The 24,822-nt window shown below is 70.5% G+C and carries 26 protein-coding genes and 1 tRNA gene; 11 read left to right on the top strand and 16 right to left on the bottom strand.

Features of this window, described 5'->3' with window-relative positions; translation table 11 throughout:
- Positions 1–67 precede the first annotated feature (67 nt).
- Both U870_RS0117540 and U870_RS0117535 read left to right on the top strand, forming a co-directional pair.
- Positions 68–1,306, top strand: coding sequence for a winged helix-turn-helix domain-containing protein (locus U870_RS0117540; RefSeq protein WP_029947789.1), 1,239 nt, complete (start codon positions 68–70; stop codon positions 1,304–1,306).
- A gap of 43 nt (positions 1,307–1,349) precedes the next feature.
- Positions 1,350–1,916: an AAA family ATPase gene (locus tag U870_RS0117535; protein ID WP_025158676.1), complete on the top strand. Its 567-nt coding sequence runs from the start codon at positions 1,350–1,352 to the stop codon at positions 1,914–1,916.
- A gap of 71 nt (positions 1,917–1,987) precedes the next feature.
- Here the strand turns inward: U870_RS0117535 and U870_RS0117530 are convergent, their stop codons facing one another.
- Both U870_RS0117530 and U870_RS0117525 read right to left on the bottom strand, forming a co-directional pair.
- Complete coding sequence (locus tag U870_RS0117530; protein WP_025158675.1) at positions 1,988–2,899, bottom strand: M48 family metalloprotease; 912 nt, start codon at positions 2,897–2,899, stop codon at positions 1,988–1,990.
- A gap of 7 nt (positions 2,900–2,906) precedes the next feature.
- Positions 2,907–3,473 (bottom strand): LemA family protein, encoded by a 567-nt coding sequence (locus U870_RS0117525; protein WP_025158674.1) that lies wholly within the window; start codon positions 3,471–3,473, stop codon positions 2,907–2,909.
- A gap of 161 nt (positions 3,474–3,634) precedes the next feature.
- Between U870_RS0117525 and U870_RS0117520 the strand changes: the two genes are divergently transcribed.
- From U870_RS0117520 to U870_RS0117505, 4 genes are all read left to right on the top strand, one after another.
- Positions 3,635–4,255 (top strand): TetR family transcriptional regulator, encoded by a 621-nt coding sequence (locus U870_RS0117520; RefSeq protein ID WP_025158673.1) that lies wholly within the window; start codon positions 3,635–3,637, stop codon positions 4,253–4,255.
- A 61-nt stretch (positions 4,256–4,316) separates the two neighbouring features.
- The gene (locus U870_RS0117515) at positions 4,317–5,072 is read left to right on the top strand and encodes an ABC transporter ATP-binding protein (protein ID WP_052357803.1); all 756 of its coding nucleotides are present in this window, start codon (positions 4,317–4,319) and stop codon (positions 5,070–5,072) included.
- Positions 5,069–5,803, top strand: a complete 735-nt coding sequence (locus U870_RS0117510) for an ABC transporter permease (RefSeq protein WP_025158671.1) — start codon at positions 5,069–5,071, stop codon at positions 5,801–5,803. The genes U870_RS0117515 and U870_RS0117510 overlap by 4 nt, the downstream gene beginning before the upstream one ends.
- A 76-nt stretch (positions 5,804–5,879) precedes the next feature.
- Complete coding sequence (locus U870_RS0117505) at positions 5,880–6,476, top strand: hypothetical protein (protein ID WP_162819178.1); 597 nt, start codon at positions 5,880–5,882, stop codon at positions 6,474–6,476.
- Positions 6,477–6,479: 3 nt separating this feature from the next.
- Here the strand turns inward: U870_RS0117505 and U870_RS0117500 are convergent, their stop codons facing one another.
- From U870_RS0117500 to U870_RS0117485, 4 genes are read right to left on the bottom strand one after another with little or no spacing between them, the layout of a single operon-like run.
- A complete protein-coding gene (locus U870_RS0117500; protein ID WP_025158669.1) occupies positions 6,480–7,802 on the bottom strand; it encodes a D-arabinono-1,4-lactone oxidase in 1,323 nt (440 codons plus the stop codon).
- A complete protein-coding gene (locus U870_RS0117495; RefSeq protein ID WP_025158668.1) occupies positions 7,799–9,064 on the bottom strand; it encodes an amino acid deaminase/aldolase in 1,266 nt (421 codons plus the stop codon). Before U870_RS0117495 ends, U870_RS0117500 begins: the two co-directional genes overlap by 4 nt.
- Positions 9,064–10,323: an MFS transporter gene (locus tag U870_RS0117490; RefSeq protein WP_025158667.1), complete on the bottom strand. Its 1,260-nt coding sequence runs from the start codon at positions 10,321–10,323 to the stop codon at positions 9,064–9,066. Before U870_RS0117490 ends, U870_RS0117495 begins: the two co-directional genes overlap by 1 nt.
- Positions 10,320–10,958 (bottom strand): TetR/AcrR family transcriptional regulator, encoded by a 639-nt coding sequence (locus U870_RS0117485; RefSeq protein ID WP_025158666.1) that lies wholly within the window; start codon positions 10,956–10,958, stop codon positions 10,320–10,322. Before U870_RS0117485 ends, U870_RS0117490 begins: the two co-directional genes overlap by 4 nt.
- Positions 10,959–11,174: 216 nt before the next feature.
- Here U870_RS0117485 and U870_RS0117480 point away from each other — a divergent pair, with 216 nt between their 5' ends.
- Positions 11,175–13,283 carry an Ig-like domain-containing protein gene (locus U870_RS0117480; protein ID WP_052357801.1) on the top strand — a complete coding sequence of 703 codons (2,109 nt, stop codon included), beginning with the start codon at positions 11,175–11,177 and terminating at the stop codon, positions 13,281–13,283.
- 22 nt (positions 13,284–13,305) lie between these two features.
- On the opposite strand, the gene U870_RS0117475 is transcribed toward U870_RS0117480, so the two are convergent.
- From U870_RS0117475 to U870_RS0117465, 3 genes are all read right to left on the bottom strand, one after another.
- Complete coding sequence (locus U870_RS0117475) at positions 13,306–13,776, bottom strand: hemerythrin domain-containing protein (protein ID WP_025158665.1); 471 nt, start codon at positions 13,774–13,776, stop codon at positions 13,306–13,308.
- A 1-nt stretch (position 13,777) separates the two neighbouring features.
- On the bottom strand, positions 13,778–14,149 hold the full coding sequence (locus tag U870_RS0117470; protein WP_025158664.1) for a YchJ family protein: 372 nt from the start codon (positions 14,147–14,149) through the stop codon (positions 13,778–13,780).
- A gap of 207 nt (positions 14,150–14,356) precedes the next feature.
- Positions 14,357–14,728, bottom strand: coding sequence for a VOC family protein (locus U870_RS0117465; RefSeq protein ID WP_025158663.1), 372 nt, complete (start codon positions 14,726–14,728; stop codon positions 14,357–14,359).
- A gap of 227 nt (positions 14,729–14,955) precedes the next feature.
- Between U870_RS0117465 and U870_RS0117455 the strand changes: the two genes are divergently transcribed.
- Positions 14,956–15,029 (top strand) — tRNA-Leu (locus U870_RS0117455).
- Positions 15,030–15,999: 970 nt separating this feature from the next.
- On the opposite strand, the gene U870_RS0117450 is transcribed toward U870_RS0117455, so the two are convergent.
- The 3 genes from U870_RS0117450 to U870_RS0117440 form a co-directional block, all read right to left on the bottom strand.
- Complete coding sequence (locus U870_RS0117450; RefSeq protein ID WP_025158662.1) at positions 16,000–16,431, bottom strand: hypothetical protein; 432 nt, start codon at positions 16,429–16,431, stop codon at positions 16,000–16,002.
- 31 nt (positions 16,432–16,462) lie between these two features.
- Positions 16,463–17,074, bottom strand: coding sequence for a hypothetical protein (locus tag U870_RS0117445; RefSeq protein WP_162819177.1), 612 nt, complete (start codon positions 17,072–17,074; stop codon positions 16,463–16,465).
- A 942-nt stretch (positions 17,075–18,016) separates the two neighbouring features.
- Positions 18,017–19,348, bottom strand: a complete 1,332-nt coding sequence (locus tag U870_RS0117440) for an MFS transporter (RefSeq protein ID WP_275886608.1) — start codon at positions 19,346–19,348, stop codon at positions 18,017–18,019.
- A 116-nt stretch (positions 19,349–19,464) separates the two neighbouring features.
- Here U870_RS0117440 and U870_RS0117435 point away from each other — a divergent pair, with 116 nt between their 5' ends.
- Together U870_RS0117435 and U870_RS0117430 are read left to right on the top strand one after the other, a co-directional pair.
- The gene (locus U870_RS0117435; protein WP_052357798.1) at positions 19,465–19,908 is read left to right on the top strand and encodes a MarR family winged helix-turn-helix transcriptional regulator; all 444 of its coding nucleotides are present in this window, start codon (positions 19,465–19,467) and stop codon (positions 19,906–19,908) included.
- 29 nt (positions 19,909–19,937) lie between these two features.
- On the top strand, positions 19,938–20,522 hold the full coding sequence (locus U870_RS0117430) for an IMPACT family protein (RefSeq protein WP_025158658.1): 585 nt from the start codon (positions 19,938–19,940) through the stop codon (positions 20,520–20,522).
- A gap of 131 nt (positions 20,523–20,653) precedes the next feature.
- On the opposite strand, the gene U870_RS0117425 is transcribed toward U870_RS0117430, so the two are convergent.
- From U870_RS0117425 to U870_RS24940, 4 genes are read right to left on the bottom strand one after another with little or no spacing between them, the layout of a single operon-like run.
- Positions 20,654–22,057, bottom strand: coding sequence for an NAD(P)/FAD-dependent oxidoreductase (locus U870_RS0117425; protein ID WP_025158657.1), 1,404 nt, complete (start codon positions 22,055–22,057; stop codon positions 20,654–20,656).
- 39 nt (positions 22,058–22,096) lie between these two features.
- Positions 22,097–23,392, bottom strand: coding sequence for a S8 family serine peptidase (locus U870_RS0117420; protein ID WP_025158656.1), 1,296 nt, complete (start codon positions 23,390–23,392; stop codon positions 22,097–22,099).
- The gene (locus U870_RS0117415) at positions 23,389–23,904 is read right to left on the bottom strand and encodes a DUF501 domain-containing protein (protein WP_025158655.1); all 516 of its coding nucleotides are present in this window, start codon (positions 23,902–23,904) and stop codon (positions 23,389–23,391) included. Before U870_RS0117415 ends, U870_RS0117420 begins: the two co-directional genes overlap by 4 nt.
- Before the next feature lie 10 nt (positions 23,905–23,914).
- Positions 23,915–24,328, bottom strand: a complete 414-nt coding sequence (locus U870_RS24940; RefSeq protein ID WP_240183746.1) for an FtsB family cell division protein — start codon at positions 24,326–24,328, stop codon at positions 23,915–23,917.
- Between U870_RS24940 and U870_RS24935 the strand changes: the two genes are divergently transcribed.
- Positions 24,321–24,704 carry a hypothetical protein gene (locus U870_RS24935; RefSeq protein WP_240183745.1) on the top strand — a complete coding sequence of 128 codons (384 nt, stop codon included), beginning with the start codon at positions 24,321–24,323 and terminating at the stop codon, positions 24,702–24,704. The two genes, U870_RS24940 and U870_RS24935, sit on opposite strands and share 8 nt — an antisense overlap.
- Positions 24,705–24,822 lie beyond the last annotated feature (118 nt).

Genomic DNA, 24,822 nt, shown 5'->3' with positions numbered 1-24,822 from the left:
GCGAGCGGTGACGCGCAGGTGAACACCGGGTGTCGGCCGTACTCGGTAGGGTCGACCCGTGGTCGCACTGGTTCCCGCTGAACGGCTCTCCGCCGAATCCGTCTCCCCCGCGCTCGCCCGCCGGATCGGGTTGGCCGCGCAGGGCTTCGGGCGCCCGCGACCCGCCGTGGTCGGCACCCGGCAGCTCAACGCGCTGGTCGACCGGCTCCATCTGCTGCAGATCGACTCCGTCAACGTGTTCGAGCGCAGCCACTACCTGCCCGCCTTCGCCCGGCTGGGCGCGTACGACCGCTCGCTGCTCGATCGGCTGACGTTCGACGCCCGCGGACCGCACACGGAGTACTGGGCGCACGAGGCCGCGTTCCTGCGCAAGGAGGACTGGCCGCTGTTCCGGTGGCGGATGGAGGCGTACCGCCGCCGCTACGGCGCCGCCGACAGCTGGTTCGAGGCCAACCGCGAGACCGTCGAGTGGCTGCGTCGGGAGCTGGCCGCGAACGGTCCGCTCGCGGCGAGCGAGATCGAGCACGACGCCAACACCCGCACCGGCCCGTGGTGGGGGTGGTCGGCGGTCAAGCGCGCCCTCGAGTACCTGTTCCTCTTCGGCGAGGTCGCGATCGCCGGGCGCACGCGGTTCCAGCGCCGGTACGCCCTGGTGGAGGACGTCCTGGACGCGAGCATTCTCGAGCGCAGCGTCTCCACGGAGGACTCGGTGCGCGAGCTGATCCGCCGCTCGGCGGTCGCTCACGGCATCGGCACGGCCAAGGACTTCGCCGACTACTACCGCATCAAGGTCGCACCGGCGACGGCGGCCATCCGCGACCTGGAGGAGGCGGGCGAGCTCATCCCGGTCCGCGTCCCCGGCTGGGAATCGGCCGGCCGGCCCGCCGCGGCGTGGATGCACCGGGACGCCCGGCGCCCGCGCCGCATCGAGGGCGCCGCGCTGCTCTCCCCGTTCGACCCCGTCGTGTGGTTCCGGGATCGAGGGCTGCGGATGTTCGACTTCCACTACCGGATCGAGATCTACACCCCAGCCCCTCAGCGGATCTACGGCTACTACTCGCTGCCGATCCTGCTCGACGACGCCGTGGTCGGCCGGATCGACCTCAAGAGCGACCGTCAGGCCGGCGTGCTGCGCGTGCAGTCCGCGTGGACGGAGCCGGGCGCGCCGACGGCGACCGCGGAACGGCTCGGCCCGCTCCTGGCAGAGACCGCCGCCTGGCAGGGACTCGGCGGAGTGGAGGTCTCGCCCGTCGCGCGCGGCGACCTCGTGCCGGCGCTCCGTGCCGAGCTGGCGAGACTCCGCTGAGCGCGTGACGCCCCGTGTCGCCGACCGCCGCTAGGGTGACGCCATGCGCATCGTCGTCTCCGGGACCCACGCCAGCGGCAAGAGCACCCTCCTCTCCGACTTCGCCCTCCGGCACCCGGACTACACCGTGCTTCCCGACCCGTTCGAGCTCGTCGACGAAGCCTGGGGCAGTCCCTCCCCCGCGCTGTTCGCCGCGCAACTCCGGCTCGCGGCGGATCGACTCGACCCCGGACACGACGCGGGCGATGTCATCGCCGAGCGCGGCCCCCTCGACTTCCTCGCCTATCTGATCGCCCTCGGCGAGACGACGGGCGTCTCCAGCGCGCCCGCACTCCTCGAACGCTCCGCAGAGATCACCGCCGCAGCGATGCAGCACGTCGACCTGCTCGTCCTGCTGCCGCTGACCGCAGCGGATCCGATCGACGTCGGCGACGATGAGGACCCCGAGCTGAGGACCGCGATGAACGACGTCCTCCTGGAACTCGTCGACGACCCCGACCTCGTCGGGACGCGCGCGCACATCGCCGAGCTCGTCGGCTCACCCGAGGAGCGGCTCGCCCGACTCGAGGCGCTCGTCAGCGCCCGCGGAGTCCGGTCAACCTCGTTGTAGAACCCGGCGATGTGGACCACAAGTGCGTTTTGGCTCACTCATTCCAGCGATGTGGTCCACATCTGCGCGTCTTAGAAGCCGGCGCCCATCTTCTCGAGGCGCTCGACGCGCTCGGGGATCGGGGGGTGGGTGCTGAACAGGCGGCTCATCAGGCTCGGCTTGAGCGGCTCGGCGATCCAGAGGTGCGCCATCGAGGTGTTCTGCTTGCGCATCGGCTGCGCGTGGGTCTCCAGCTTCAGCAGGGCGCTCGCGAGGGCGTCCGGGTGCCGGGTGGTCATCGCTCCCGTCGCATCGGCGAGGTACTCGCGCTGCCGCGACACGGCGAGCTGGATGAGGGTCGCCAGCAGAGGCGCGACGATCGCGGCGATCAGGCCGAAGACCAGGATGACCGGGTTGCCGCCTCCCCCGCCGCCGTTGTTGTTGTTGCCGCCGCGGTTGTTGCCGCCGATCGCGCCGAAGAACGCCATCCGCATGAAGATGTCGGCGACGAGACCGATCGCGACGGTCAGGCCGAAGACGATCATGGAGAGACGGATGTCGTAGTTGCGCACGTGCCCGAGCTCGTGCGCCATGACGCCCTCCAGCTCGGCGTCGTTCATGATGTCCAGCAGCCCGGTGGTCGCAGCGACGGACGCGTGCTGCGGGTCGCGCCCGGTGGCGAAGGCGTTCGGCGCCGGGTCGTTGACGATGTAGACCGCGGGCATCGGCGTCCCGGTCGTGATCGACAGGTTCTCGACCACGTTCCAGAGGCGCGGGTTGTCGGCCTTGGTGATCGGCACGGCACCGGACATGCTCAGCGCCTGGCTGCTCGCCATGTAGTACTGGAAGACCGAGAACAGGACCGCGCCGATGACGACCACGGCGAAGATGGTCCAGCTGTTGTAGAGGTACGCCGCCAGCCAGCCGAGCGCACCGATGATGATCAGGAACAGCAGGATGATGAAGATCGTGTTGCGCTTGTTCCTGGCGATCGCCCTGTACATCGAGGCCCTAGAACTGGACGCGCGGAGGTTCGGCGATCGCGGCGAGGTTCTCCACCTCGAAGAAGTCGCGCTCGCTGAAGCCCAGACGACGGGCGAAGAGGTTGTTCGGGAAAACCTTGATCTTCGTGTTGAACTCGCGCACACCGCCGTTGTAGAACCGGCGCGACGCCTGGATCTTGTCCTCGGTGTCGACCAGGTCGGCCTGCAGCCGGAGGAAGTTCTGGCTCGCCTGCAGCTGCGGGTACGCCTCGGCGACCGCGAAGATGCTCTTCAGGGCGGACTGCATGTGGCCCTCGGCCACAGACGCGTCCGCCGGCCCCTGGGCAGACAGCGTCTCGGCACGCGCCTGGGTGACCGCCTCGAAGACGCCCTTCTCGTGCGCCGCGTAGCCCTTGACCGTCTCGATCAGGTTCGGGATCAGGTCGGCACGCCGCTTGAGCTGCACCGTGATGTCGCTCCACGCCTCGTCCACGCGCACCTTGAGGGTGACGAGCGAGTTGTACGTTGCCCACAGGTAGATTCCGATGATCGCGACGATCACGACGACGATGATGACCGGAATGAGCCATTCCATTGTGGGGTACTCCTTGCGTGGGGCGCGGACGTTTCGGGCGCAGCATCATCCTAACGGCGGTGCCGCGGCCTCCCACCGCCTTCCCATGACTCTCAAAGCTAGGTGACGGCCGGTTCGGAGTCCGCGGAGGGGCGACGCACGCCGGGGTGCACAATGGACGCGTGAGCGAGGTGGTCGAGCGGCGCGGTCGGGGACGGCCGCGCAAAGCGCGCGGCGCGACGTCGGCGCGCGACGCGATCGTGCGCGCCGCGGCCGAGGAGTTCGTGGAGCGCGGCTACGAGGCCGCCTCCCTGCGCGCGGTCGCCCGGCGGGCGGGCGTCGACTCGGCCCTGGTGCACCACTACTTCGACGGGAAGGCGGACCTGTTCGCCGCCGCGCTGGAGGCTCCGCTGCGTCCCGATCGCCTGCTGGACGTCGTGCTCAGCGCGCCGCGCGAGGAGATCGGCGTCCGGCTCGTCCGGCATCTCTGCGAGCAGCTCGACGACGGCCCGGCGGCGGGCCGCATGGTGGTGGTTCTCCGCACCGCGCTCGGCAGCGGACCGGGCACGCGCATGGTGCGGGAGTTCCTCGCCCGCGAGGTGTTCACGCGACTGGCCGCCCTCAACCCCGACGCCGACGACGCCGACCTGCGCGCCGACCTCGCGGCCTCCCAGATCGTCGGACTGATCATGACCCGCTACGTGCTGAAGCTGGACCCGGTGGCGGTGACGCCCGCGGACGATCTCGCGCGGCGGGTGGGGCCTGTGCTGCAGTGGCATCTGTTCGGCACGCCGATGGAGTGATCGTCGGGATATCACGTCCGCTCTCTTGACCGGGAGAGTCCCGAGGCGAATAATTCACCACATGATGAATATTTCGTCGGACGCGATCGTGGTCGACGGACTGCGGGTGCGGCGCGGCCGCAGCACGGTGCTCGACGGGCTGTCGATCAGCGTGCCGCGCGGCCAGGTGGTCGGGCTCCTCGGCCCCAGCGGATGCGGCAAGACCACGCTCATGCGGTCGATCGTCGGCGTGCAACGGATCGCGGGCGGCACCGTGACGGTGCTCGGGCAGACGGCGGGTTCGGCGGCGCTGCGGCATCGTGTCGGCTATGTCACGCAGGCGGCCAGCGTCTACGACGACCTGACGGTCGCGCAGAACCTCCAGTACTTCCGGCGCGTGCTCGGCGCATCCCCCGACGACGTGGAACGGGCGATCGCCTCCACCGACCTCGGAGCGAACACCGCTCAACTGGTCTCGACGCTCTCGGGCGGTCAGCGCAGCAGGGTCTCCCTCGCCGCCGCGTTGCTCGGCTCCCCCGACGTCCTCGTCCTGGACGAGCCGACCGTCGGGCTCGACCCGCTGCTGCGCGCGGATCTCTGGGAGCTGTTCCACCGGCTCGCCGCGGGCGGGACGAGCCTCCTCGTCTCCAGCCATGTGATGGACGAGGCCACCCGGTGCGACCGGCTGCTGCTGATGCGGGAGGGCGCGATCATCGCCGACAGCACGCCCGACGAACTGCTCGCGGAGACGGGGGCTGCCGACGCGGAGGGGGCGTTCCTCGCCCTGCTGCGCCGGCGGCATCCGCGCCACCAGCTCCCGGAGGGGGACGAGCGATGAACGCCACCCGCACCGTCGCGACCGCCGGACGCGTGCTCACGCAGATCCGGCACGACCCCCGCACCGTCGCCCTCCTCGTCCTCGTCCCGGCTCTGCTGACCGGGCTCGTCGCGTGGATCTTCACCGACACGCGGGTCTTCCAGACCATCGGTCCGGCGATGCTCGCGCTGTTCCCGTTCATCGTGATGTTCCTCGTCACCAGCATCACCACGCTGCGGGAGCGGCGGACGGGCACGCTCGAGCGGCTGCTCTCCCTTCCGCTCGGCAAGGCGGACTTCATCCTCGGCTACACGCTCGCGTTCGCCGTGCTGGCGATCGTGCAGTCGTGCGTCGCCGTCGGGTTCGCCGTCTGGGTCTGCGGACTCGGCATCGCCGGGAACGTGTGGATCCTGCTGGCGGTGGCGGTCTGCGACGCGGTGCTCGGCACCACCCTCGGGCTGTTCGTGAGCGCGTTCGCCCGCACCGAGTTCCAGGTGGTCCAGTTCATGCCCGTCATCGTGTTCCCGCAGATCCTGCTCGGCGGGATCTTCCTGCCGCGAGACCAGCTCCCGGACGTGCTGCACGCGATCAGCGACTGGCTCCCCCTCTCCCACGCGATCGATGCTCTCAACGCGGTGGCGACGGACTCGCACGATGCGGCCTACGTCGGCGGCGAGCTGCTCATCATCGGCGCCTACGCGGTCGGCGCGGTGGTGCTGGGCGCCCTCACCCTGCAGCGCCGGACGCCCTGAGCCCGTCGATAGCCCGCCGGCACGCCCGTGCGGGCACGGATGGGCGGGGCGCGGCGGCCGGGCTAGGGTGGACGGCGTGAGCGTCGAGGCCATCCCGGACTCGACGGCAGGGGGCTCTCATCGGGCACCGACCGCAGCGTTCGAACCGGTCGTCGCCGACGGGCGTTCCCGCCCCCGCGCGACCGAGGACGCTCACCCGACCGAGGGGAGACGGAGCATGTTCCAGCCGGCGACGAGCGGCGTGGCGATCGTGGACGCCCACGGCGGTGCCATCCGGGCGTGGAAGACGGCGGCCTTGGTCGTCGCCGGAGTGATGATCGCCGGACTGGTCGCGATCCTCATCCTGCTCCTGCCCGCGTCGTACGGCGGATGGGGGGTCGCGTTGCTGTTCGGCCTGGTCGGGATCCTCGTGCTGCTGTTCGTCTTCCTGTGGCTCTTCGTCGCGGTGTGGCACTCCCAGGCGGAGCAGCGCAACGACCTGTCCGACGCACTCACCCGGGCGGGACACCCGGGCGTGGACGTGCGCCGTCTGCAAGCGGGACGCCCCGTCCCCTCCCCGCAGAACCTGGAGCTCCGGCTGCGCCGGGAGCGCGACGACACCGGCCGGCGCTGGCTGCTCGTCGACGCGTACGCGTTCGCGCCGCATCCTGCCGGCCGGGGCCCCTCCGCCTGAGGCCTACTCGCCCAGCACCCGCCGAAGGTAGGTGTTCTCGAAGCGCCGCTGCGGGTCGAGGCGATCGCGCACCGCGATGAAGTCGTCGAAGCGCGGGTAGACCGTGCGCAGGGAGTCCGCGTCGCGATAGTGCATCTTGCCCCAGTGCGGGCGACCGCCGTGCGCCATCATGATCTGCTCGACGGCGTGGAAGTAGGCGCTCGGATCCTCCCGGTAGTACCGGTGCACGGCGATGTACCCGGTCTCGCGGCCGTAGGCGGTCGAGAGCCAGTTGTCGTCGGCGGCGGCCGAGCGCACCTCGATCGGGAACGAGATGCGCCAGCCGCGCTCCTCGATCAGGGCCTTCACCTCGGCCAGCGCCTGCGGGACGGCCGTGCGCGGGAGGGCGTACTCCATCTCACGGAACCGCACGGTGCGGTTGGTGACGTAGACCCGCGGCGAGTGGTCGGTGAAGTCGCGGTTGCCGGTCAGCTTCTGGGCGAGGCGGCTGAACGGCGGGACGATCGCGGGTACGACGGTCCCGAGCGCGCACACCCCGCGGTACAGCCCGTTCGCCAGCAGCTCGTCGTCGAGCCATCGACCCATCGGCGGCAGCGGAGCGCGCTTCTCGGTGAGCGGCAGGCGCGTGTTCGTCTTGGTGAGCGCGGTCTCGGTGTGCGGGAACCAGTAGAACTCGAAGTGGTCCTCGGCCGCCGATCGTGTCAGATAGGCGTCGAGGACGTCCTGCAACGGCTCGGGACGTTCGACGGCCTGCAGCAGGAACGCCGGGACGCACTGGAGGGTGACGTCGACGATGACGCCCAGCGCTCCCAGCCCCAGCCGGGCGGCGGGCAGCAGGTCGGCGCTCTCGGTCTCGCTGATCCGCAGCAGCTCCCCCTCGCCGGTGACGAGCGTCAGCGCCACGATCTGGGTGGCGAGACCGCCGAATCCACCGCCGGTGCCGTGCGTGCCGGTGGAGGTGGCGCCGGCGATGGTCTGCCGGTCGATGTCGCCCATGTTCTGCAGCGCGAGCCCGTGCGGGCGCAGGAGGGCGGGGAGCCGGTGCAGGTGCGTGCCCGCGGCGAGGGTGACCCGGGCGCGCTCGAGGTCGACGTCGAGGATGCCGGTGACGTCCTCCAGGTCGAGCAGCACACCGGGTGCGGCCGAGATCGCCGTGAAGCTGTGTCCCGCGCCGATCGCCTTGACTCGCATCCCCTGCTTCGCGGCGGCCGCCACGGCGCGCTGGACCGCCTCCGCGGTCGCCGGCCGCTCGATGCGCTGGGGGCGGATGGACTCGCTGCGGCCCCAGTTGCGCCAGACGCCCGTTCGCGCGTCGACCGCCGTCACAGGAACACCTGTCCTTCGCCGCGGTAGCTGAGTGCCTCCCCGACGACGGTGGCACGGCCGTCGACGACGTCCACCAGGTGGAAGACGTCGACGTGCTCGCTCAGCTCACCGGACTTGGTGTGCCGCAGCCAGACCCGGTCGCCGATGCGCAGCACGCTCGCCGCGGCTCCGGTCAACGGCGTCTGGACTTCGCCCGCCATCTCCCGGTCCACCATGGACAGGCCGGTCGGCCAGACCACCTTCGGCATCCGGTCGACCCCGGGCGGGCCCGAGGCGATCCAGCCGCCGCCGAGCAGCGTGGCGATCTCGGGGGTGGGACGACGCACCACCGAGAGGGCGAAGGAGGCCGCCGGCGCCGGCCGGAACCCGCGGTACGTGTCGAAGAGGTGCCCGCCGAACAGCCCGCTGCCCGCGGCGATCTCGGTGACGGCGTCATCGCTGGAGGTGAACTCGAGCGAGCCCGTCCCGCCGCCGTTGACGAATTCGAGGTCGGTCAGCGCGCGCACCGCGGCGACGGCCTCACCGCGGCGGGCGATCAGCTCCTCCTGGGAGTTCTTCTGCATCCAGCGCAGCGTGGCGCCCCAGGCCGGTCGCCCGGCCGGGTTGTCGCCCTGGCCCGCGATCTGCGCTTCGTAGCCCATCATCCCGACCAGCTCGAAGCCGGGCCGGCGCAGGATCTCCTCGGCGACCGCGCGCACCTGCTCGACGGTGTGCAGCGGCGAACGGAAGACGCCGATGTGGCCGAGCACGGGGGCGTCCCAGGAGGAGTCGAGTTCGAGGCAGAGCCGGATGCTCTCGCGCCGGGTGGGCGGGACGACGGCGTCGATGAGATCGAGGTGGGCGATCGAGTCGACCATCAGCGTGACCCGTGCGGCGAGCTCGGGCGACTGCGCGAGCCGGGCGATGGCGCCGCGATCGGCGGTCGGGTAGCCGACGACCACGTCCTCGATCGGCGGGTGCTCGGCGTCGCCCTCGGCGAGCCAGAGCGCCTCCGGGAGGGTGTACGCCAGCACGCCCGCGTAGCCCGGCAGTGCCAGCACCGCGTCGAGCACCGAACGCACCCGGACCGACTTGGACGCGACACGGATGGGCTTGCCGCCCGCGCGACGCAGCATGTCGTGCGTGTTGTGCCGCAGCGCCGGAAGGTGCAGCACCGCCAGCGCCGGGTCGAGACGGGTCGTCGCAGCGGAGAGGGACGGCCAGAACACGTCGGGCGTGGTCCACGTCCGCTGGGCGGGGGTGGGCGGGCTGGTGAGATCCATCAACGCACGGCTTTCACTCGGGCGACCGCGAGAGCACCCGCGAACGCGAACAATCCGGACAGGAGGAAGAGGCCCATGAACCCGCCGAGTGCGGCGACGATGCCCGCGCCCAGCAGCGGCGCCATGGCCTGCGGAACGGCGGTCGCGATGTTCATGATGCCGAGGTCTTTGCCGCGGCTCTCCGGATCCGGCAGCACCTGGGTGGCGAGCGCCTGGTCGACGGAGAGGAAGCAGCCGTATCCGAGACCGAGGAGGCCGGCCGCGATCATGGCGGCGGTGAGCTCCGGGACGAAGGCCAGCAGCAGCGCGGCGACCCCCTGGATCGCCGAGGACAGGAAGACGAACGCCTTGCGGCGGCCCAGCTTGTCCGAGAGCCGGCCGAAGACGAGCGAGGCGATGATGACGAACACCATGTAGATCAGGATCAGGATGAGCAGGTCGTCGTCGGCGTCCGGATCCTTCAGTCCGAACTCCAGGAAGTAGAGCAGCAGCGACGTCCCGAACGCGTTGCCGAAGTTGACCAGGATGCGGCTCAGCAGCGTCCAGCCGAAGTCGGGGTGCTCGCGCGGGCTGATCCAGAGGCCCTCGATGAGACTGCGAGCCGTCATCGGCTGCCGCAGCTCCTTCGGCAGCACCGCGTCCGGCAGGAAGAGGAACGGCAGGACCAGGACGAGCAGCAGCACGGCCATGGCGGCGTAGCCGACGACGGCGCCCACGAACACGTAGGTCACGAGCGAGACGCCGAGGATGATGCCGATGGCCTGCGGTGCGCTGATCCAGCCCGAGACGTAGCCGCGCTGCGCGACCGGCACCTGGTCGCTGATCGTCGCCGTGAGCGCCGCGGTCAGCACGCAGAAGCCGGTGAGGGCGAGCGACCAGAAGACGCCGATGCCGACGATCGTGGTCTGCAGCCCGAGCAGGAGCAGGGAGGCGGCGAAGAGCACGGCCCCGGCGGCGATCCAGGGGCGCCTCCGGCCGAACCGGCTGGTCGTGCGATCGGAGAGGGCTCCGGTCAGCGGATAGGCGATGATCGCGCACACCCCCGAGATGCCCGAGATCACCCCGAAGACGACGACGTTGTCGACCCAGTAGGTGGTGTGCAGCTGCGTCTGCACCTGATCGGGCAGCAGCTTCTGGATCGGCGCGAGCTGCGCCATCCACACTCCGAGCCAGGCGATCGCGAAGAACGCGATCCAGCGCCCGGGGATGCGGCGGGTGGGTTCGGCGAAGACCGCCGGGGTGGATGTCGTGTCGGTCATCGGGCACCTGCGTTCGGGAGGAGGGAGGGGGAGGGTGACGCGGGCGCCGCGAGCGCGGCGAGGGCCTCGGCGGCGAAGTCGATGGTCGCGGCGGCGGCGCGGTCGTCGCGCGTGGCGAGCCACGCGACGGTGAGGCCGTCGGTCAGGGTGACCAGCAGCCGGGCGACCTCGGGCAGTGACAGGCTCCAGGTGCTGCCGGTCAACCGGGCGGCGTCGGCGGCGGCGCGTTCGGCGACCTCGTAGTAGCGCTCGTACTGCCGCTGTGCGAGCGGCGCGAAGCCGGGCTCCCGCAGCGCCCACTGGGTCAGCTCGAACATCGCCTTCTCCCGGTCCGGGTCGGCGCGCACGCCCTCGAAGTAGTGCTCGAGCCCGCTGCGGATCGCGCCGCGCAGGTCCGTGGGAGGCGGGTCGAAGGCGGGAGCGAGGTCGGACTGCTCCCCGGCCACCGCGCTGTCGACCAGCTCGGCCATCAGCTCGTCCCGCGACGAGAACACATAGTGGAAGCTCGCCAGCGGCATTCCCGCCTCGGCGACGATGCGCCGGGTGGTGGCGGCGGAGACGCCGTCGCGGGCGACGATCCGGAAGGCGGCCTGGATGAGGGCGGTGCGACGAGCTGCGGGTGGAATGCGCGTCATCGGAGTCTCCTCGGGATGTCTCTCGCGCCGATGCGCGAGAAAGTGGGACGGTTGACCCAGATGTCAGTATGCCCCAAATCCGGCCCGGTGGTTTGACTTGGCCTCGCACTCCCCCTGGAATGGGGTGGAATGCAGGTGCACTTCTCGGACATTTCTCCTCCAGTCCGGTCGCGGGGGGCGACAGGACCGCGCCGTCGCGCGCTCGCGTCCCTGGCCGTGTCCGCCCTGCTCCTCGCCTCCGCCGGTGTGCTCGCTCTCGCCGCTCCCGCGTCCGCCGCCCCGGACGGCACCCCCTCCCCCGACCACCCGTCGAGCGCCCTCCCCTCGTCGGGGACCCCGACCCCCACCCCGTCACCGCTCACGCTCGATGAGCCGGGAGACGACCTCGTCACCCGCTTCCCCCTCACGATCCAGGGCGGCGGCGATCCCGGAGACACCATCGCGGTCTCCGCCGGAGCCGCCGGTTCGGCCGCCAACCGCTGCACGGCGACCGTGGACGCCTCCGGCCGGTTCTCCTGCGACCTCCGTGCCCTGCCCGACGGGCCGAACGTCACCGTGCGCGCCGAATCCGCCGCGACCGGCCAGTCGGCGACGACGCACGTCGCCGTCCTGTCGCCGCCGGTGATCCTCTCGGACGGCGGCGCGACCGGCGGCGGTGTGCACGGAACCGCCTACCCCGGCGCGCGCGTCACGGTCACCTCCGACTCGGGGGCCACCTGCCAGTTCCCAGCCGACTCCACCGGCGCGTGGGGGTGCGTGCTGACCGGGTCCATCCCGGACGGCCGCCACACGGTGACGGCCACCCAGGTCGCGCCGTTCTCCCCCACCCGGAGTGCGGCGAGCGCGCCGGCGACCATCCTGGTCGACACGGTCGCGCCGCCCGCGCCGACGATCACCTCCCCCGCCCCCGGGAGCACGGTGAACAGTGGGGAACCGATGAGCTTCACCGGCACCGGAGAGGACGGCGGCGTCGTCACGGTGTACGCGAACACCTCGGCGGGCGCCACCGTCGCCTGCACGGCCACGGTCGCCGGGAGCGCGTGGGCGTGCACCGGGACCCTGGCCGACGGCGGCTTCCTGATCACCGCACTGCAACGCGACGCCGCGGGCAACATCAGCGCCGGCAGCAACACGGTCGCGGTCACCGTCGCGGGTGCCGGCACGGCGGCGGTCCCCCCGGCCACACGCTCGCCGAAGCCGAGCCCGACCGCGACGCCCACCCCCACGCCGACACCGACGGTTCCGCCGGGCGCCGCCTCTCCCGCGCCACCCTCCGCCGGGCAGCAGCACCCCGGGACGAAAGGATGGATCGAGACGCCGTTCAGCACGGCATCCGCGCCCGTCGTCTCGGCCGAGGCGTTCCCCGGCTGGCTGCGCTCCGCGCTGCTCGCGCTGGCCGCGCTCCTCCTGCTCGCTCTGCCCGCCCGACTGCTCGCCGCGACGATCGCCCGGGGTCGGGCGGCCCGCGCGGCCGAGGGCGCGGTCCCGCGGGAGCGCGGCTCGATCTTCGGTCGCAATCGTTCGCGGACCGAGCTCGGCGAGGCGGATGCCCTGCTCGGCGGCCGCGCCGGGGAGACCGCGGCGACGACGACCCGACCGTCGCGCCCGGGCTGGCTGGCGCCGCTCACCGGGGTCATCGCCGCCGCGCTGGTGACGCTGTCGACCTCCATCACCGATCCGGGCGCGTACCTGCGGCTGCTCGTCGCCGTGGTGGTCGCGATCGCCCTGGTCAACGCCGTCTGGGTGCTCGCCGCCCGTGGCCTCGCTCGGCAGCTCCGCCGTCCTGTGCCTCCCGTCGCGGTCAGGCCGGGCCTGCTCGTGCTGGTGGCGGTCGCCGCGCTCGGATCGCGTCTCTTCGGTCTCGAGCCCGCCCTGCTCTTCGGCCTGGTGCTCGGGGTGACCATCGCCCCGGAGCTGGGCCGGATCGTCCGCGGGCGCATCGCGGCCGTCCAGATCTCCGCCACGGCCGCGCTCGGCGTGCTCGCCTGGCTGCTCACCGGGATCCTGCCCGCGCCGACCGGCGGGGTGTCGGCCTTCCTGCTGGAGGGCGCCAACGCCCTGGCCCAGGTCGGCATCGGCTCCAGCGCCATCGCACTGCTGCCGGTGGGTGGTCTGGCCGGCCGGGCGATCTTCCAGTGGAGCCGCCTGCTGTGGACCGGCATGAGCCTCGTCGTCTACACCCTGCTGTTCGCCCTGCTCCTCCCGGTCGCCTCCCTCGTCGAGGCCGGAAGCGGCCTCATCGTCGCGACCATCGCCGCCCTGGTCTTCGCGGTGCTCAGCCTGTCGGTGTGGCTCTGGCAGCGCTACGTGGAACCCGCCCGCTAGCAGTCGTCCCCGGGAGGAGCACCTAGAGCGGCCCGAGCACCCGACCCGGGTCGGCGTCGAACGCGAGCGTCTCCAGCACGGTGAGAAGGCGGCGCTCCTCGAAGCGGAAGTGGTTCTCCATGATCGCCGCGATGCCGACGACGTGCCGCTCCAGTTCCTCGGGGGCCGCAGCCGCGTCGACGGCGGACTGCAGGCCTCCGATGAGGTGGGCGATCATCGTGTGATCGTGCGACAGCTGCACCAGCGTGTCCCGGAGCTCCGGGTGGGCGGCCTCGATCGCCGGGAAGAGCGCGCAATCCTCGCCTTCGTGATGCCCGGTGAGCGCCGAGCAGAAGCCGTGGCAGTAGAGGAGCAGGTCCCGGCTCGCGACCCGTGCGGACTCCCCCGCCTCGAGCGCGCGTCGCACGACGGACAGCGCGTCCCGGAGCCGGGTGTGCACACTCCGCAGTTCGTCGCTCCAGGCGATCAGCCGGGTCGTCTCCCCACCGTGCACCCTAGAGCGCCTCCACGTAGAACCAGTCCCGGGCGTCCTTGACGAAGCGGGAGGTCTCGTGCAGCTCGCCGCGCTCCGCACCGCGGTGGAACGCGCGGAACTCGACGACGCCCTCCCGGTCGAACGGCCCTCCTCGCTGGGTGCGGAGGATGTCGAGCCGGTACCAGCGCAGGCCGTCGTCGAGATCGAGCGCGGCGGGCCGGGTGGAGGGGTGCCAGCTGCGCAGCAGGTAGTCCGCGTCGCCGCGGGCGAACGCACTGAACCGCGACCGCATCAGCCGCTCCGCGGTGGGGGCGGGCTCACCGCGATGCAGGGGCCCGCAGCACTCGTCGTACGTCTGGCCGCTCAGGCACGGGCACCGGTCGGAGGTCACCCGTCGAGCCTATCCGGGACCGGACGAAGAGAACCCGGCCGAGGCAGGTATCGGGGGATCGCGAGCCTCGGCCGGGGGAGGACACCTCACCAGAAAGGGTGCCGAGAACAGTGTGCGATGCCGACGTGAATGTGAGCTATGTAGGCCCTGAAGGACCTCTCACAACGCTTTCGTCCGGCCCGGGCGCGCCGGGGGCGCGAGGACGGTTCAGTCGGGTTCCCTGGCCGCCGGGCCGGCCGCGACCACGCAGAACCGGTTGCCGTCGGGGTCGGCGAGAACGACGTAGTCGGCGCCGTCCTCGTAGTCCCATTCCACCTCCGCCGCGCCGAGCCCGATCAGCCGGGCGACCTCCGCCGCCTGATCGTCCGCATAGAGGTCGAGGTGGTGGTGCGGGGCCCGGTTGGTCTCGGCGCCGACCTCTTTGAGCGCCAGCCGCGGGCCGTGCCCCGACACGGGAGCGAGCAGCGCCCAATCGGTGTCCGGCTCATACACGGGCTCGTAGCCGAGCACCGCCGACCAGAACGCGATCCCGCGCTGCACATCCCGCACACCCCACACCACCGAGCCGATCCGGATCATGCGCCCACCCTCCCCCGCCGGTGTGCCGCTGGCAAGGCCCACGAGGTGTACCGTTGTGCGTATGTCAGGCGTTCTCATCGGAATCATCTCGCTCGTCGTCCTCGTCGGCGGCGTGACCGCGCTCGCGGCCATCGTGCAGATGGTCAAGTCGCCGTACCGCGGCAAGTAACGCCACCCCTCTCCCGTAGCCCCGCCGCCCGCGCGGCGCTCGCTACGATGGTCGCCGGGCCCCTATAGCCCAATTGGCAGAGGCAGGCGACTTAAAATCGCCTCAGTGTGGGTTCGAGTCCCACTGGGGGCACCCTCCCAACGGCGTCAAATCCCTTGAAAAACTGGGATCAAAGCAGCTCCAAGCCAGCCCCTCACCCCGTTTGCCTAGTTCTTGTCCACATCTGATTTCGCAACAGCGTCATCGGGGGCTGCGGAGACGGCGTCCAGGTCGTCATCGGACAGGTGCCCGTAGACGTCGAGCGTTCTCGCTGTTGAGGCATGGCCGACCATGGCTAGATTGCCTTCACGTTCGCTCCGGGCGCGATAGCGAGCGACGCTGCGGTGTGCCACAAGTCGTGGATCGTGAGCGAAGCGGGCGGCCCCGACGGCTTCCGTGCGTAGTGAAACCAACCGCCTGCCCAGTCGGGCGTGGTGATGTGTGTGTCCGTCGCCGAATTCCAGCTGCTCCTGCAATCTTGCCTTCGCTCTGTCGCGCGAGGTCCTCCGCGAGGAACTTCGGGAATGTGCCCGACCGCATCCTGTGGCTCTCCGGCGCACCAACGACGACTTCAATTCCGACGTTCACGGCATCGTCCTCCACATGGAGCCCGCGCGCAACATGTCAGGTGCTTCACTCGGAGCCCCGCCGCCTCGCCCCATCGAATGCCCGGTAGGCGAGGGTGCGTACAAGCGTAGAACACTGCCCGGCTTCGCTTGCAAACGCGTGGACCTGCTCATGCGAAAGATACGTGTGCGCCTTCTCCTTCCGTGGGAGATCAACGCCCCGAGCGTCGTTCCGGGCAACTCGGTGGTCCTTCACGGCGACCGCTCTGCGCGGGATACCGATCATCATCACCGGTTCTAACGGGCCGCGGCCCCGGCTCATCCTCACGGGTGACTGACTTTGAGATCGCGACCTTAGTGGTCACAGTCAGGATCGGACTGGCCCAGATCGCAACATCACTGCAGCAGATGCTCTAGGACACGATTAACGCACCTGTGACGTCCGGCGAGGATCAGGCCAGGACAGACGCCACAGGTGCGTCTTGCTTGTAATTCAGCTACCTGATCTTTCGAGATCGCAGTTGCAGCGCGGACACCGTGGTCAGCACTGCACCCAGCAGCGCCGGGTACCCGCTTGCCGCTCCGAAGGCTACCGCGTTGAACGGATTCAGCCAGTCCGCGCTGGATGATGACCACGCCATTCGGCCGGCAACAGCGAGGCCCACGAGGAGGAGGATAAGGACTCCCGCGGTGAGGCCCGTCGTTGGCCACCTCCAGCTGGCGACGACAGCGCCAGCACCAACTACGGCAACCATGACCAAAGCCAACGGGTTGATCGTGAAGTTGCCGGGTATCTGTGCCGTCGCCGCCACCGCGATGAGGTAGTAAGCAACGATCCCCATGGCGACGCCGAGAAGGATCGACGAGACGATCCTCGGGACGCTGCGTCCTCGTGAGCTCTTCTGTGTGTGGACGTCGGTTGCGACCATGATGATTCCTCCTAGCTCCTACGTTCCATCCTTATCCCGGGTTGCACGCCAGGTTCTTGTCGGGCGACAGAGCCGTGTCCGACGAACCGATCGCGTTCTCGGAATGCCATGTCTTGCTTCCGCTATTGACGCACTTCTTGTTCGTCGCCCAGTACAGCGACGAGCCCGGCGTAACCGTGACCGTCTGGAAGTCTCTCTGCCACCACAACGGCGGCGCGTAGGACGACAGGATGCCGTTGACCGATGCCGAGTTCGAGCAGCCCGAGCTGATCCCGTGTGAATGGTACGACCACGCGTAGCCGCCGGACACATACGGAGTGTCGACGGTAGAGGTGGAGGTGCATGCGGCCGTGATGGCCTGATGCACGGCCACACCATTGCTGTAGTTCACCTGAAGGGTTTCCCCGGGCTGCAGCGTGACGCCATCCGGGAGCGGCACCGGCTTGACCGCGACCGCCTGCGGGTTCGTCGCACCCGCCAACTCACTCGCCTGCAGGGCCTTCACCGCAGTGACGTCCACCGGGATTTTTTCGGACGTCCGATCGATGACCTTGGTCACCGCGACCGGCTTCGGCGCATCTCCAGGAGAGGCCGGATCGGCCGCCGCCGGCCTTGCTGCCGCGACGGTCAGTAATGCAAGCACAGCCGCCCCCGCAAAGGCAACAGTCCTCTGAATTACAGCTCGTTTCATAGTCAGATCCCCCAGATCTTCATTGATCCTCCCCACAGACCCCCCCCGTGAGGATGTTGCGCGGCCAGGATAACTGCCCAAGCTCGGACAATCTAGAGCCGCCCCTTGGCGGCACGTGATAGCCAGTCCCGACCAGATCTACGTCACTCGTCGAGGCGTATGGTGGCATACGCTCCCCAGGTAAGCGGAGTCGCGAACACTGCCTCCGAGTGGCAGACAAGGTAGTCCTGAACATCGCCATGCGAGTCGAGCTGGAGCGTCGCGTCACAGATTGAAAGGCGAGTCAACGTACTGTTAGCTGAATGCCAAAGCCGATCAGGCTTGGACGCGCGCCAGCCTCTACTTAGACCGCGCGTGCGATGGGGGCTATTCGAGCACCGCGTCGAGGGCGGGCGCGAACTGACGCGAGTCGACGTCGCTAGCGTCGACATATGCCGTCATCGAATGATCTGTGCAGTCACAACCTTCAGCCATTGCGCGGGGCGCTCTTTCCCCCATCTCTCGGGCCCTTCACCGAGGAGGTCTCGGCTTGCCGAACTCACGGCATTGTTCTCCTGGAGCCGTGTCGGGCTCACGGTGCTTTGCACACGCCCTATTAATGCCGGGAGGGGTGCTTCCGGGAGGCGGCGCGCGCGTTTCTGAACATCGCGATTCGCGTGGAGCTGGACCGCCGCGCCGGTATCGAGCCCCGCACTCTTCGCCCTCCTATCGCCCGCAAATCGCCCGCTGCCCCCTGATTGAAATAGGTCTTTCGTGATCGATAATCTGCATAATTCCGCGAATTGGCCCAGCACTCGCGATAGATAGAGAGGTTGCATTCGGTTTCGAGTCCCACTGGGGGCACGGCGTCCCGTCACGGATGGAGGCGCCTCCGCTCGCGGACCGGGTCGTGCCCTAGCCTCGCTCCCCCGCCGTCCCGCGCGGGATCCGGCGGTCGGCGGCGGTGATCACCAGCAGGGCGACACCGATCGCCGCCATCACCCACGCCAGCGTGTGGAGGCCGGCGTCCGTCGCCGCCTCGCCGAAGGTGATGCCGATGAGGCTGGAGGAGAAGATCGCGCCGATGTAGGCGAAGGTGCGGTAGAGGCCGGAGGCGACGGCGATCTCGCCCGCGGGGGCCTGCACGTACAGGCTGGCCTGGTTGGCGAAGCCGGTGAGACCGTTGGCGACGCCGAGGAGCGCCGCCATCAGCAGGAGCAGCCAGACACTGGTGTGCGCGTTCATCAGCAGGAGCAGCACGGCCGCCGCGGCGATGGCCACGGCACCGAGCAGGAGCGGGCTGCGCACCCAGCCGCGGTTCGACACGATGCGCGCGAGCACGATGCTGATACCGGAGAGCGGCAGCAGGATGAGCCCGACCTGGGTGGCGGAGTAGCCGGCCGACTGCTCCATCCACTGGCTGACGCCGTACAGGGTCGAGTAGCTGACCAGCGCGGAGAGGGTCTGCCGTAGGTAGGTGCGCTGCAACGGCCCGTTGCTGCCGAGCATCCGCACGTCGATGAGGGGGCGCGTCGCCCGCCGCTCCCAGAGGATGAGGCCGGCACCGCACACCACGATGACGGGCAGCAGCCACCAGACGGGCGCCGACAGGCTGGAGAGGAACAGCAGGAGGCTGACCACGGTGGCGGCGAACAGCCCGATGCCGGGCAGGTCGACCGACACCAGGAGCGAGCGCACTCCGCCGCGCTCGCGCGGGGCGTCCTTCTCCACGCCGATCAGCGTGAAGGTGAGCACGATGAGGGCGAGCGGGACGTTCACCAGGAAGAGCGCGCGCCAGCCGAAGGCGCCCGCGAGGATGCCGCCGAGCGGCAGACCGACGACCGCGGTGATCTGGGCGGCGATGGAGAAGTTCCCGAGCACCCGGGACGGCACGCCGACCTGCCGCTCGTCGGCACGCCGCCGCACCATCGCCATGGCGGTCGGGTAGGCGGCCGAACTGCCGATGCCGATCAGGGCCCGCGAGACCAGCAGGAAGCCGAAGCCGGGTGCCGCGGCGCCGACCACTCCGGCGATCAGCAGGATGACGATGCCGGAGACGAACACGCGTCGTGGACCGAACACGGTCGACAGCTTGCCCATCGTCGGCTGCATGATCGCGCTGCACCGGTAGAGCACCGAGATGAGGCTCGCGGTCTTGCCGGGCCCGAGGTGGAAGTCGAGGCCGATGGCCAGCAGGCCGGTGGCGAGCATCGAGCTGTTGATCGGGTTGAGGGTGGACCCGAGCAGCAGCGGCGCGGTGAAGCGCCAGCCGAAGGGCTTCGTCGAGGTGCGGTCGGTGGCGGTCGTGACGACTCCAGATCATTCAGGTGTGTTAACTACTTCTTTAGGTATACTAAAGACTTATGCAGGACGACGCAACCGACGCCGACGGGATCCGCGATCTCGACGAAGCCGTGACGCGCGCGGTCGCACGCATCTACCGGCGGTTCCGCACGGAGCGCGCGAGCGGCGAGCTCGGGGACGCCGCGATGTCGGCCCTCGGGCACCTCCACCGCTCCGGCCCGACCTCGCTCGGCGCACTGAGCGAGCATGAGAAGGTCACGCCGGCCTCCATGAGCCAGACGGTGAACCGCCTGGCCTCCCTGGGCCTGGCCGTCCGCACCCCCGATCCGGACGACGGCCGCAGGGTGCTGCTCGCCCCGACCGACGAAGGAGACACCCTCGCGGCGGCGGCGCGCGAGCAGCGCCACCGCTGGTTCCGGGAGAGCCTCGCCGCTCTCACCCCGGACGAGCGCGCCGTGCTGCAGCGCGCCGCCGGGATCCTGGGTGGAATCGCCGACGAGTGACGCGCGGCCGGATCCCGTAGCGTGGAGTGATGGCCCGCACGCTCTCCTCCCCCGCTCACGCGGAGCTGGAGGTGCGCCGCAGCCGATTCCTCGCCCTCGCCGTGCCCGTCGCCGGACGCGACGAGGCGGCGGAGCAGATCGCGCGCCTCCGCGCCGAACACCCGGGCGCCTCGCACGTCTGCTGGGCGCTCCTGGCCGGCGGCCACTCCGGGATGTCGGACGACGGCGAGCCGAGCGGCACCGCGGGCCGCCCCATCCTCGAAGTGCTGCGCCACCAGGATCTGGAGGGCGTGCTCGGCGCGGCGGTCCGCTACTTCGGGGGCGTCAAGCTGGGGGCAGGCGGACTCGTCCGCGCCTACACCGACGCGATCGCCACGGCGCTGCTCGATGCGGAGGTGGTCGAGCGGATCCCGGAGACCACGATCACGGTCACGGCAGACTACGCGGATGCCGAGCGCATCCGGCGCTGGGCCGATGCCGAGGGCTTCACCGTCCCCGACGTCGACTACGGCGCAGCGGTGCGGCTCGTCGTGGCGCTCCCGGCCGCACAGCGGGACGCCGCCGTCGACGCGGTCCGCGACGCCAGCGGCGGGCGCGCACGCGTCACCGGCTGAACGTCTCCGCTCGGCGCGCGAGTCGCGCCCGCGAGAGTCAGACCGGCCCGGAATAGCGAGACCGGCCCCGGAACGCCGAAAGCCCGGCCCCGCTGCTGCGGGGACCGGGCCTTGGGATCGGACGGGTCGCGCTACTTCGCTGCGGCCTCGGCCGGCTCCTTGGCGGGAGCCTTCTTGGCCGGAGCCTTGGCCGGCTCGGCGGGAGCCTCGACGGCCGGCTTCGGGCGCGAAGCGAACTCCTCGAAGACCGCGCGCGGGGTCTGCCGGGCCTCGAGCGACACGATGTCGCGGCCGAGCCAGAAGTTGTTCCACCAGCCCCAGATGACGCGCCACTTGCGCTCCCAGCTCGGCATGGCCAGGCCGTGGTAGGCGCGGTGCGCCAGCCAGCCCAGGACGCCCTTGAAGGCGAGCTTGCCGGACTGGAGGACGCCGATGCCGAGACCGAGGCCCGCGACGGCGCCGAGGCTCTTGTGGAAGTACTGGCGCGGCAGCTCGCCGCGCAGGTCGGCGACGATGTTCTTCGCGAGCAGCTTGCCCTGGCGGACGGCGTGCTGGGCGTTCGGCACGCAGTAGCCGCCGACGCCGGCGCCGGTCAGGTCGGGGACAGCCGAGACATCGCCGGCGCCCCAGGCGTCCTTGATGATCTCCTCGTCGGTGCCGACGCGCAGGTCGGCGCGGACGCGGAGACGGCCGCGCTCCTCGATCGGGAGGTCGGTGTGACGCACCACGGTCGGGTTGGCCATGACGCCGGCGGTCCAGACGATCAGGTCGGTCTCGAACGACTCGCCGGTGGACAGCTCGATGACGCCGTCGACGGCGCTGGTGAGCTGCGTGTCGAGGTGGATCTCCGCGCCGCGCTCGGCGAGGTTCTTGATCACCCAGTGGCTGGTCGGGAGGCTGACCTCGGGCATGATCCGGCCCATCGCCTCGATGAGGTGGAAGTGGGTGTCCTCGAAGGACAGCTCCGGGTAGCGCTTCAGCAGAGCGCTGGCGAACGAGCGCAGCTCGGCGAAGATCTCGATGCCGGCGAAGCCGCCGCCGACCACCACGGTGGTGAGCAGGCGGTCGCGCTCGGGGCCGGCCGGGAGGGTCGCGGCCTTGTCGAAGTTGGTGAGCATCGTGTCGCGGATGTACACCGCCTCTTCGATGGTCTTGAGGCCGACGGCCTGGTCGGCGACGCCCGGGATCGGGAACGTGCGCGACACGGCACCGGCCGTCACGACGACGATGTCGTACGCGAACTCGTACGCCTCGCCGACCGGCGGCTGGATGGTGGCGGTCTTCTTGGCGTGGTCGATGTAGGTGACCTTCGCCGTGATGACGTTCGTGCTCTTCAGGTGGCGACGGTGCGCGACCACCGCGTGACGCGGCTCGATGGAGCCTGCCGCGACCTCTGGAAGGAAGGGCTGGTACGTCATGTAGGGCAGCGGGTCGACCATGGTGACCTCGGCTTCACCCTTGCGCAGCTGCTTCTCGAGCTTCCACGCCGTGTAGAAACCGGCGTAGCCTCCGCCGACGATCAGGATCTTGGGCACAGTGATGCGTCTCCTCAACACGAAACAATGGGTGTTAATCTACCCCCTGCGCACCCTTCGCCTGAAATGCAGCCACGCGCCCACCCCGCCGAGGGCGGCGAGAGACACGAAACCGGAGATCACGGCGAACGGAATCCAGAAGGTGGTGAGGACGCTCCATTGCGGCCAGAAGAACCGCGTCCATCCTATCGCGCGTTCGGGTGCGAGCTTCTCCGGGGCCGGAGCGGCCTGCGGATCGGCGGTCGGAGCGGGGGTCGTGGGGGTCACGGCGCGCCGATGGACGCGGATCCATTCGGTCAGATCGCCCATCGGATTCGCCGTCACGTGCGGCACGTCAGCGGTGACCGCGGCCGCCGCGTTCAGCAACCCGAAGCCGTAGATCGGGCTGGGGACGGCTCCGGCGACCGGCCGCGCGGTCTTGATGATCCGCTCGATCACGTCGGCCGCCTTGAGCTCAGGGTGCGCCGCACGCACCAGGGCGACGGCACCGGAGACGAGCGGGGCCGCTCCGCTCGTGCCCTCCCACTGCACGTAGCCGCCGCCGGGATTCGCTCCGACCAGTTGCTCGCTGGGCGCCGAGACGCCGATGGTGATGCCCTGGGAGGACGCATCGAAGCTCGCCGTGCCCTGCCGGTCGACGCCGGCGACGGTCAGCACCCCGGGGATCGTCGCGGGGGCGCCCACCTCGGTCGTGCCGCTCCCCCGGTTGCCTGCGGCCGCGACGATGACGACATCGTGCGAGAACGCGTACTGGAACGCGTCGTCCCAACTGGTGGGCCAGTCGAGCGTGTTGCGGGTCAACGACATGTTGATCACGCTGGCGCCGTTATCGACCGCCCAGCGCACCGCCTGGGCGATCTGGTCGTCGCTGCCGACGGGCCCCATCGCCTTGCCGAGCGCGACGGACGCCGGAAGGATCGTCGCCTCGGGGGCCGCGCCCAGGATCCCGTTGCCGTCGCCGGTGCCCCGGCCGGCGAGCAGGGAGGCGACCCAGGTGCCGTGGTTCGCCGCGTCGCCGTCGCCGAGCGGCTTCTGGCCGTTCGGCGCGCCCACCTCGGAGACGTCGGTGCCGGCGCCGACCGCCCCGGCGAGGTCGGGGACACTCCCGTCGACGCCGGTGTCGATCACGGCCACTTTCACGCCGGCGCCGCGCGTGGTCTGCCAGGCGGAGGTGAAGCCGTAGTCGTTGAGCCAGTACTCGAGGTCACGGACCTGGTCGGCGTGCGCCGCCGTGGGCGCCACGAGAAGGAACGCGAGCGTCGCGGCCACACCGGCGAGCGTGCGGCGCGCGCGTCCACCGCCCGTCCTGCGGACTCCCCCCGGGGCCCCGTTCATTCCGTCACGTCGACCTGACACTCGCAGACCTCGGGCGACCACCCGCCGCGGGCGAGCGCGAGATCGCCGACCGGGTTGACACCGGGACCGGCGGCGAGCGCGTGCGCCGCGAGCGCGTGCAGGCATTTCACCCGCGTCGGCATGCCTCCGGACGAGATGCCGGCGATCTCCTCGACCACGGCGATGGACTCGCGGTCGGCGAGGAACTGCTCATGCGCCGCGGCGTAGCGGGCGCGCACCTCCTCGTCGTCGGCGAGGAGGTCGTTGAACTCGTTCATCACCTGGTTCGCCTCCAGCGTCGACATCGCCGCCGTGGCCACCGGATGGGTCAGGTAGTAGAAGGTCGGGAACGGCGTGCCGTCGGCGAGCCGCGGGGCGGTGGAGACGACGGTCGGGCGCCCGCACACGCAGCGCGCGGCGATGCCGACCACGTCGCGGGCCGGACGGCCGAGCTGACGGCTGACGACGGCGATGTCCTCGTCGGTCACGGGATCGAACGGCGGTCTGGTCATAGTGCGGTGCTCACTTGGTCGGGGTGGGATTCGGGGTCGGGGTGCCGCCCTGCCCGCTCAGCTGCTGGGGCGTCGCCTCGGTCAGCCCCGCCCCCATGAAGGAGCCGAAGAGCGACCCCACCCAGTCGGTGCGGGTCTTCTGGATCTTCGAGCTGACCGCGTCGTCGGCGTGCGCCGCGGCGGGCGGCCGGTCGTCCACGACGAGATAGCTGGTCTCGCCCGGCATCACATAATAGAGCCGGTCGCGGGCCTGGGCACGGATGTAGCTGGGGTCGTTCCAGCGGGCGCGCTGCGCCTTGGCCGCATCCACCTGGCTCGTCAGGGCATCGACGGCGGCCTGCTGGTCGGCGATCTGCGCCCGCTGCTGGGCGAAGGCCTGGAGCGTCGGGGCCAGGATGACGACGGCGAGCACCAGGATGCCCATCATCACCAGCGAGAACGCCGAGAAGTGGATGCCGCGCAACCACCGCCCGGTGCCGCTCGGCGCGGCCAGTGAGGGAGCGACGGTCCGGGTGGTCGGCCGCGTGTCGGTCCGGGACGCCTTCTGGGATCGCTCCGGCTTCTGGGAGCCCGGATTCCGGGATCGCTCCGGCTTCCGGGATCCCGGCTTCCGGGATCGCTCCGGCTTCCCGGATCCCGGCTTCTGCGCCCCTCCGGCGGGCGGTGCCTCCGACGGGTCCGATGCGGACGGCCTCTCGGCCTTCGGTGCCGCGGTGGGGAGCGTGGGCCGCTTCGGCATGGCACCTCCCGGATGGACGGACGACACGGACGCGGGGCCGTGGGCCCCGCATTCATCGTAGGCGACAACCTCCCACCGCCCCGTGCGCGCCCCTCCGGTGCCGTGCCCTGTGAGGAACTCCACAGCGAACGGGCGCGACACGCCCTTTCGAAGGCCGAAACGGCGCGGAAAAGGGCGTG

The organism is Leifsonia aquatica H1aii (genome assembly GCF_000633535.1).
Lineage (GTDB): Bacteria > Actinomycetota > Actinomycetes > Actinomycetales > Microbacteriaceae > Leifsonia > Leifsonia aquatica_A.
This window is presented reverse-complemented; position numbering and strand designations above follow the sequence as displayed.

Bases quoted from the DNA above. Each gene is read 5' to 3' on its own strand.
- U870_RS0117535 (WP_025158676.1), top strand. From the start codon at position 1,350: ATGCGCATCGTCGTCTCCGGGACCCACGCCAGCGGCAAGAGCACCCTC.
- U870_RS0117530 (WP_025158675.1), bottom strand. From the start codon at position 2,899: ATGTACAGGGCGATCGCCAGGAACAAGCGCAACACGATCTTCATCATC.
- U870_RS0117525 (WP_025158674.1), bottom strand. From the start codon at position 3,473: ATGGAATGGCTCATTCCGGTCATCATCGTCGTCGTGATCGTCGCGATC.
- U870_RS0117515 (WP_052357803.1), top strand. From the start codon at position 4,317: ATGATGAATATTTCGTCGGACGCGATCGTGGTCGACGGACTGCGGGTG.
- U870_RS0117510 (WP_025158671.1), top strand. From the start codon at position 5,069: ATGAACGCCACCCGCACCGTCGCGACCGCCGGACGCGTGCTCACGCAG.
- U870_RS0117495 (WP_025158668.1), bottom strand. From the start codon at position 9,064: ATGGATCTCACCAGCCCGCCCACCCCCGCCCAGCGGACGTGGACCACG.
- U870_RS0117490 (WP_025158667.1), bottom strand. From the start codon at position 10,323: ATGACCGACACGACATCCACCCCGGCGGTCTTCGCCGAACCCACCCGC.
- U870_RS0117485 (WP_025158666.1), bottom strand. From the start codon at position 10,958: ATGACGCGCATTCCACCCGCAGCTCGTCGCACCGCCCTCATCCAGGCC.
- U870_RS0117465 (WP_025158663.1), bottom strand. From the start codon at position 14,728: ATGATCCGGATCGGCTCGGTGGTGTGGGGTGTGCGGGATGTGCAGCGC.
- U870_RS0117450 (WP_025158662.1), bottom strand. From the start codon at position 16,431: ATGGTCGCAACCGACGTCCACACACAGAAGAGCTCACGAGGACGCAGC.
- U870_RS0117435 (WP_052357798.1), top strand. From the start codon at position 19,465: ATGCAGGACGACGCAACCGACGCCGACGGGATCCGCGATCTCGACGAA.
- U870_RS0117430 (WP_025158658.1), top strand. From the start codon at position 19,938: ATGGCCCGCACGCTCTCCTCCCCCGCTCACGCGGAGCTGGAGGTGCGC.
- U870_RS0117420 (WP_025158656.1), bottom strand. From the start codon at position 23,392: ATGAACGGGGCCCCGGGGGGAGTCCGCAGGACGGGCGGTGGACGCGCG.
- U870_RS0117415 (WP_025158655.1), bottom strand. From the start codon at position 23,904: ATGACCAGACCGCCGTTCGATCCCGTGACCGACGAGGACATCGCCGTC.
- U870_RS24935 (WP_240183745.1), top strand. From the start codon at position 24,321: ATGCCCATCATCACCAGCGAGAACGCCGAGAAGTGGATGCCGCGCAAC.
- U870_RS24940 (WP_240183746.1), bottom strand. From the start codon at position 24,328: ATGGGCATCCTGGTGCTCGCCGTCGTCATCCTGGCCCCGACGCTCCAG.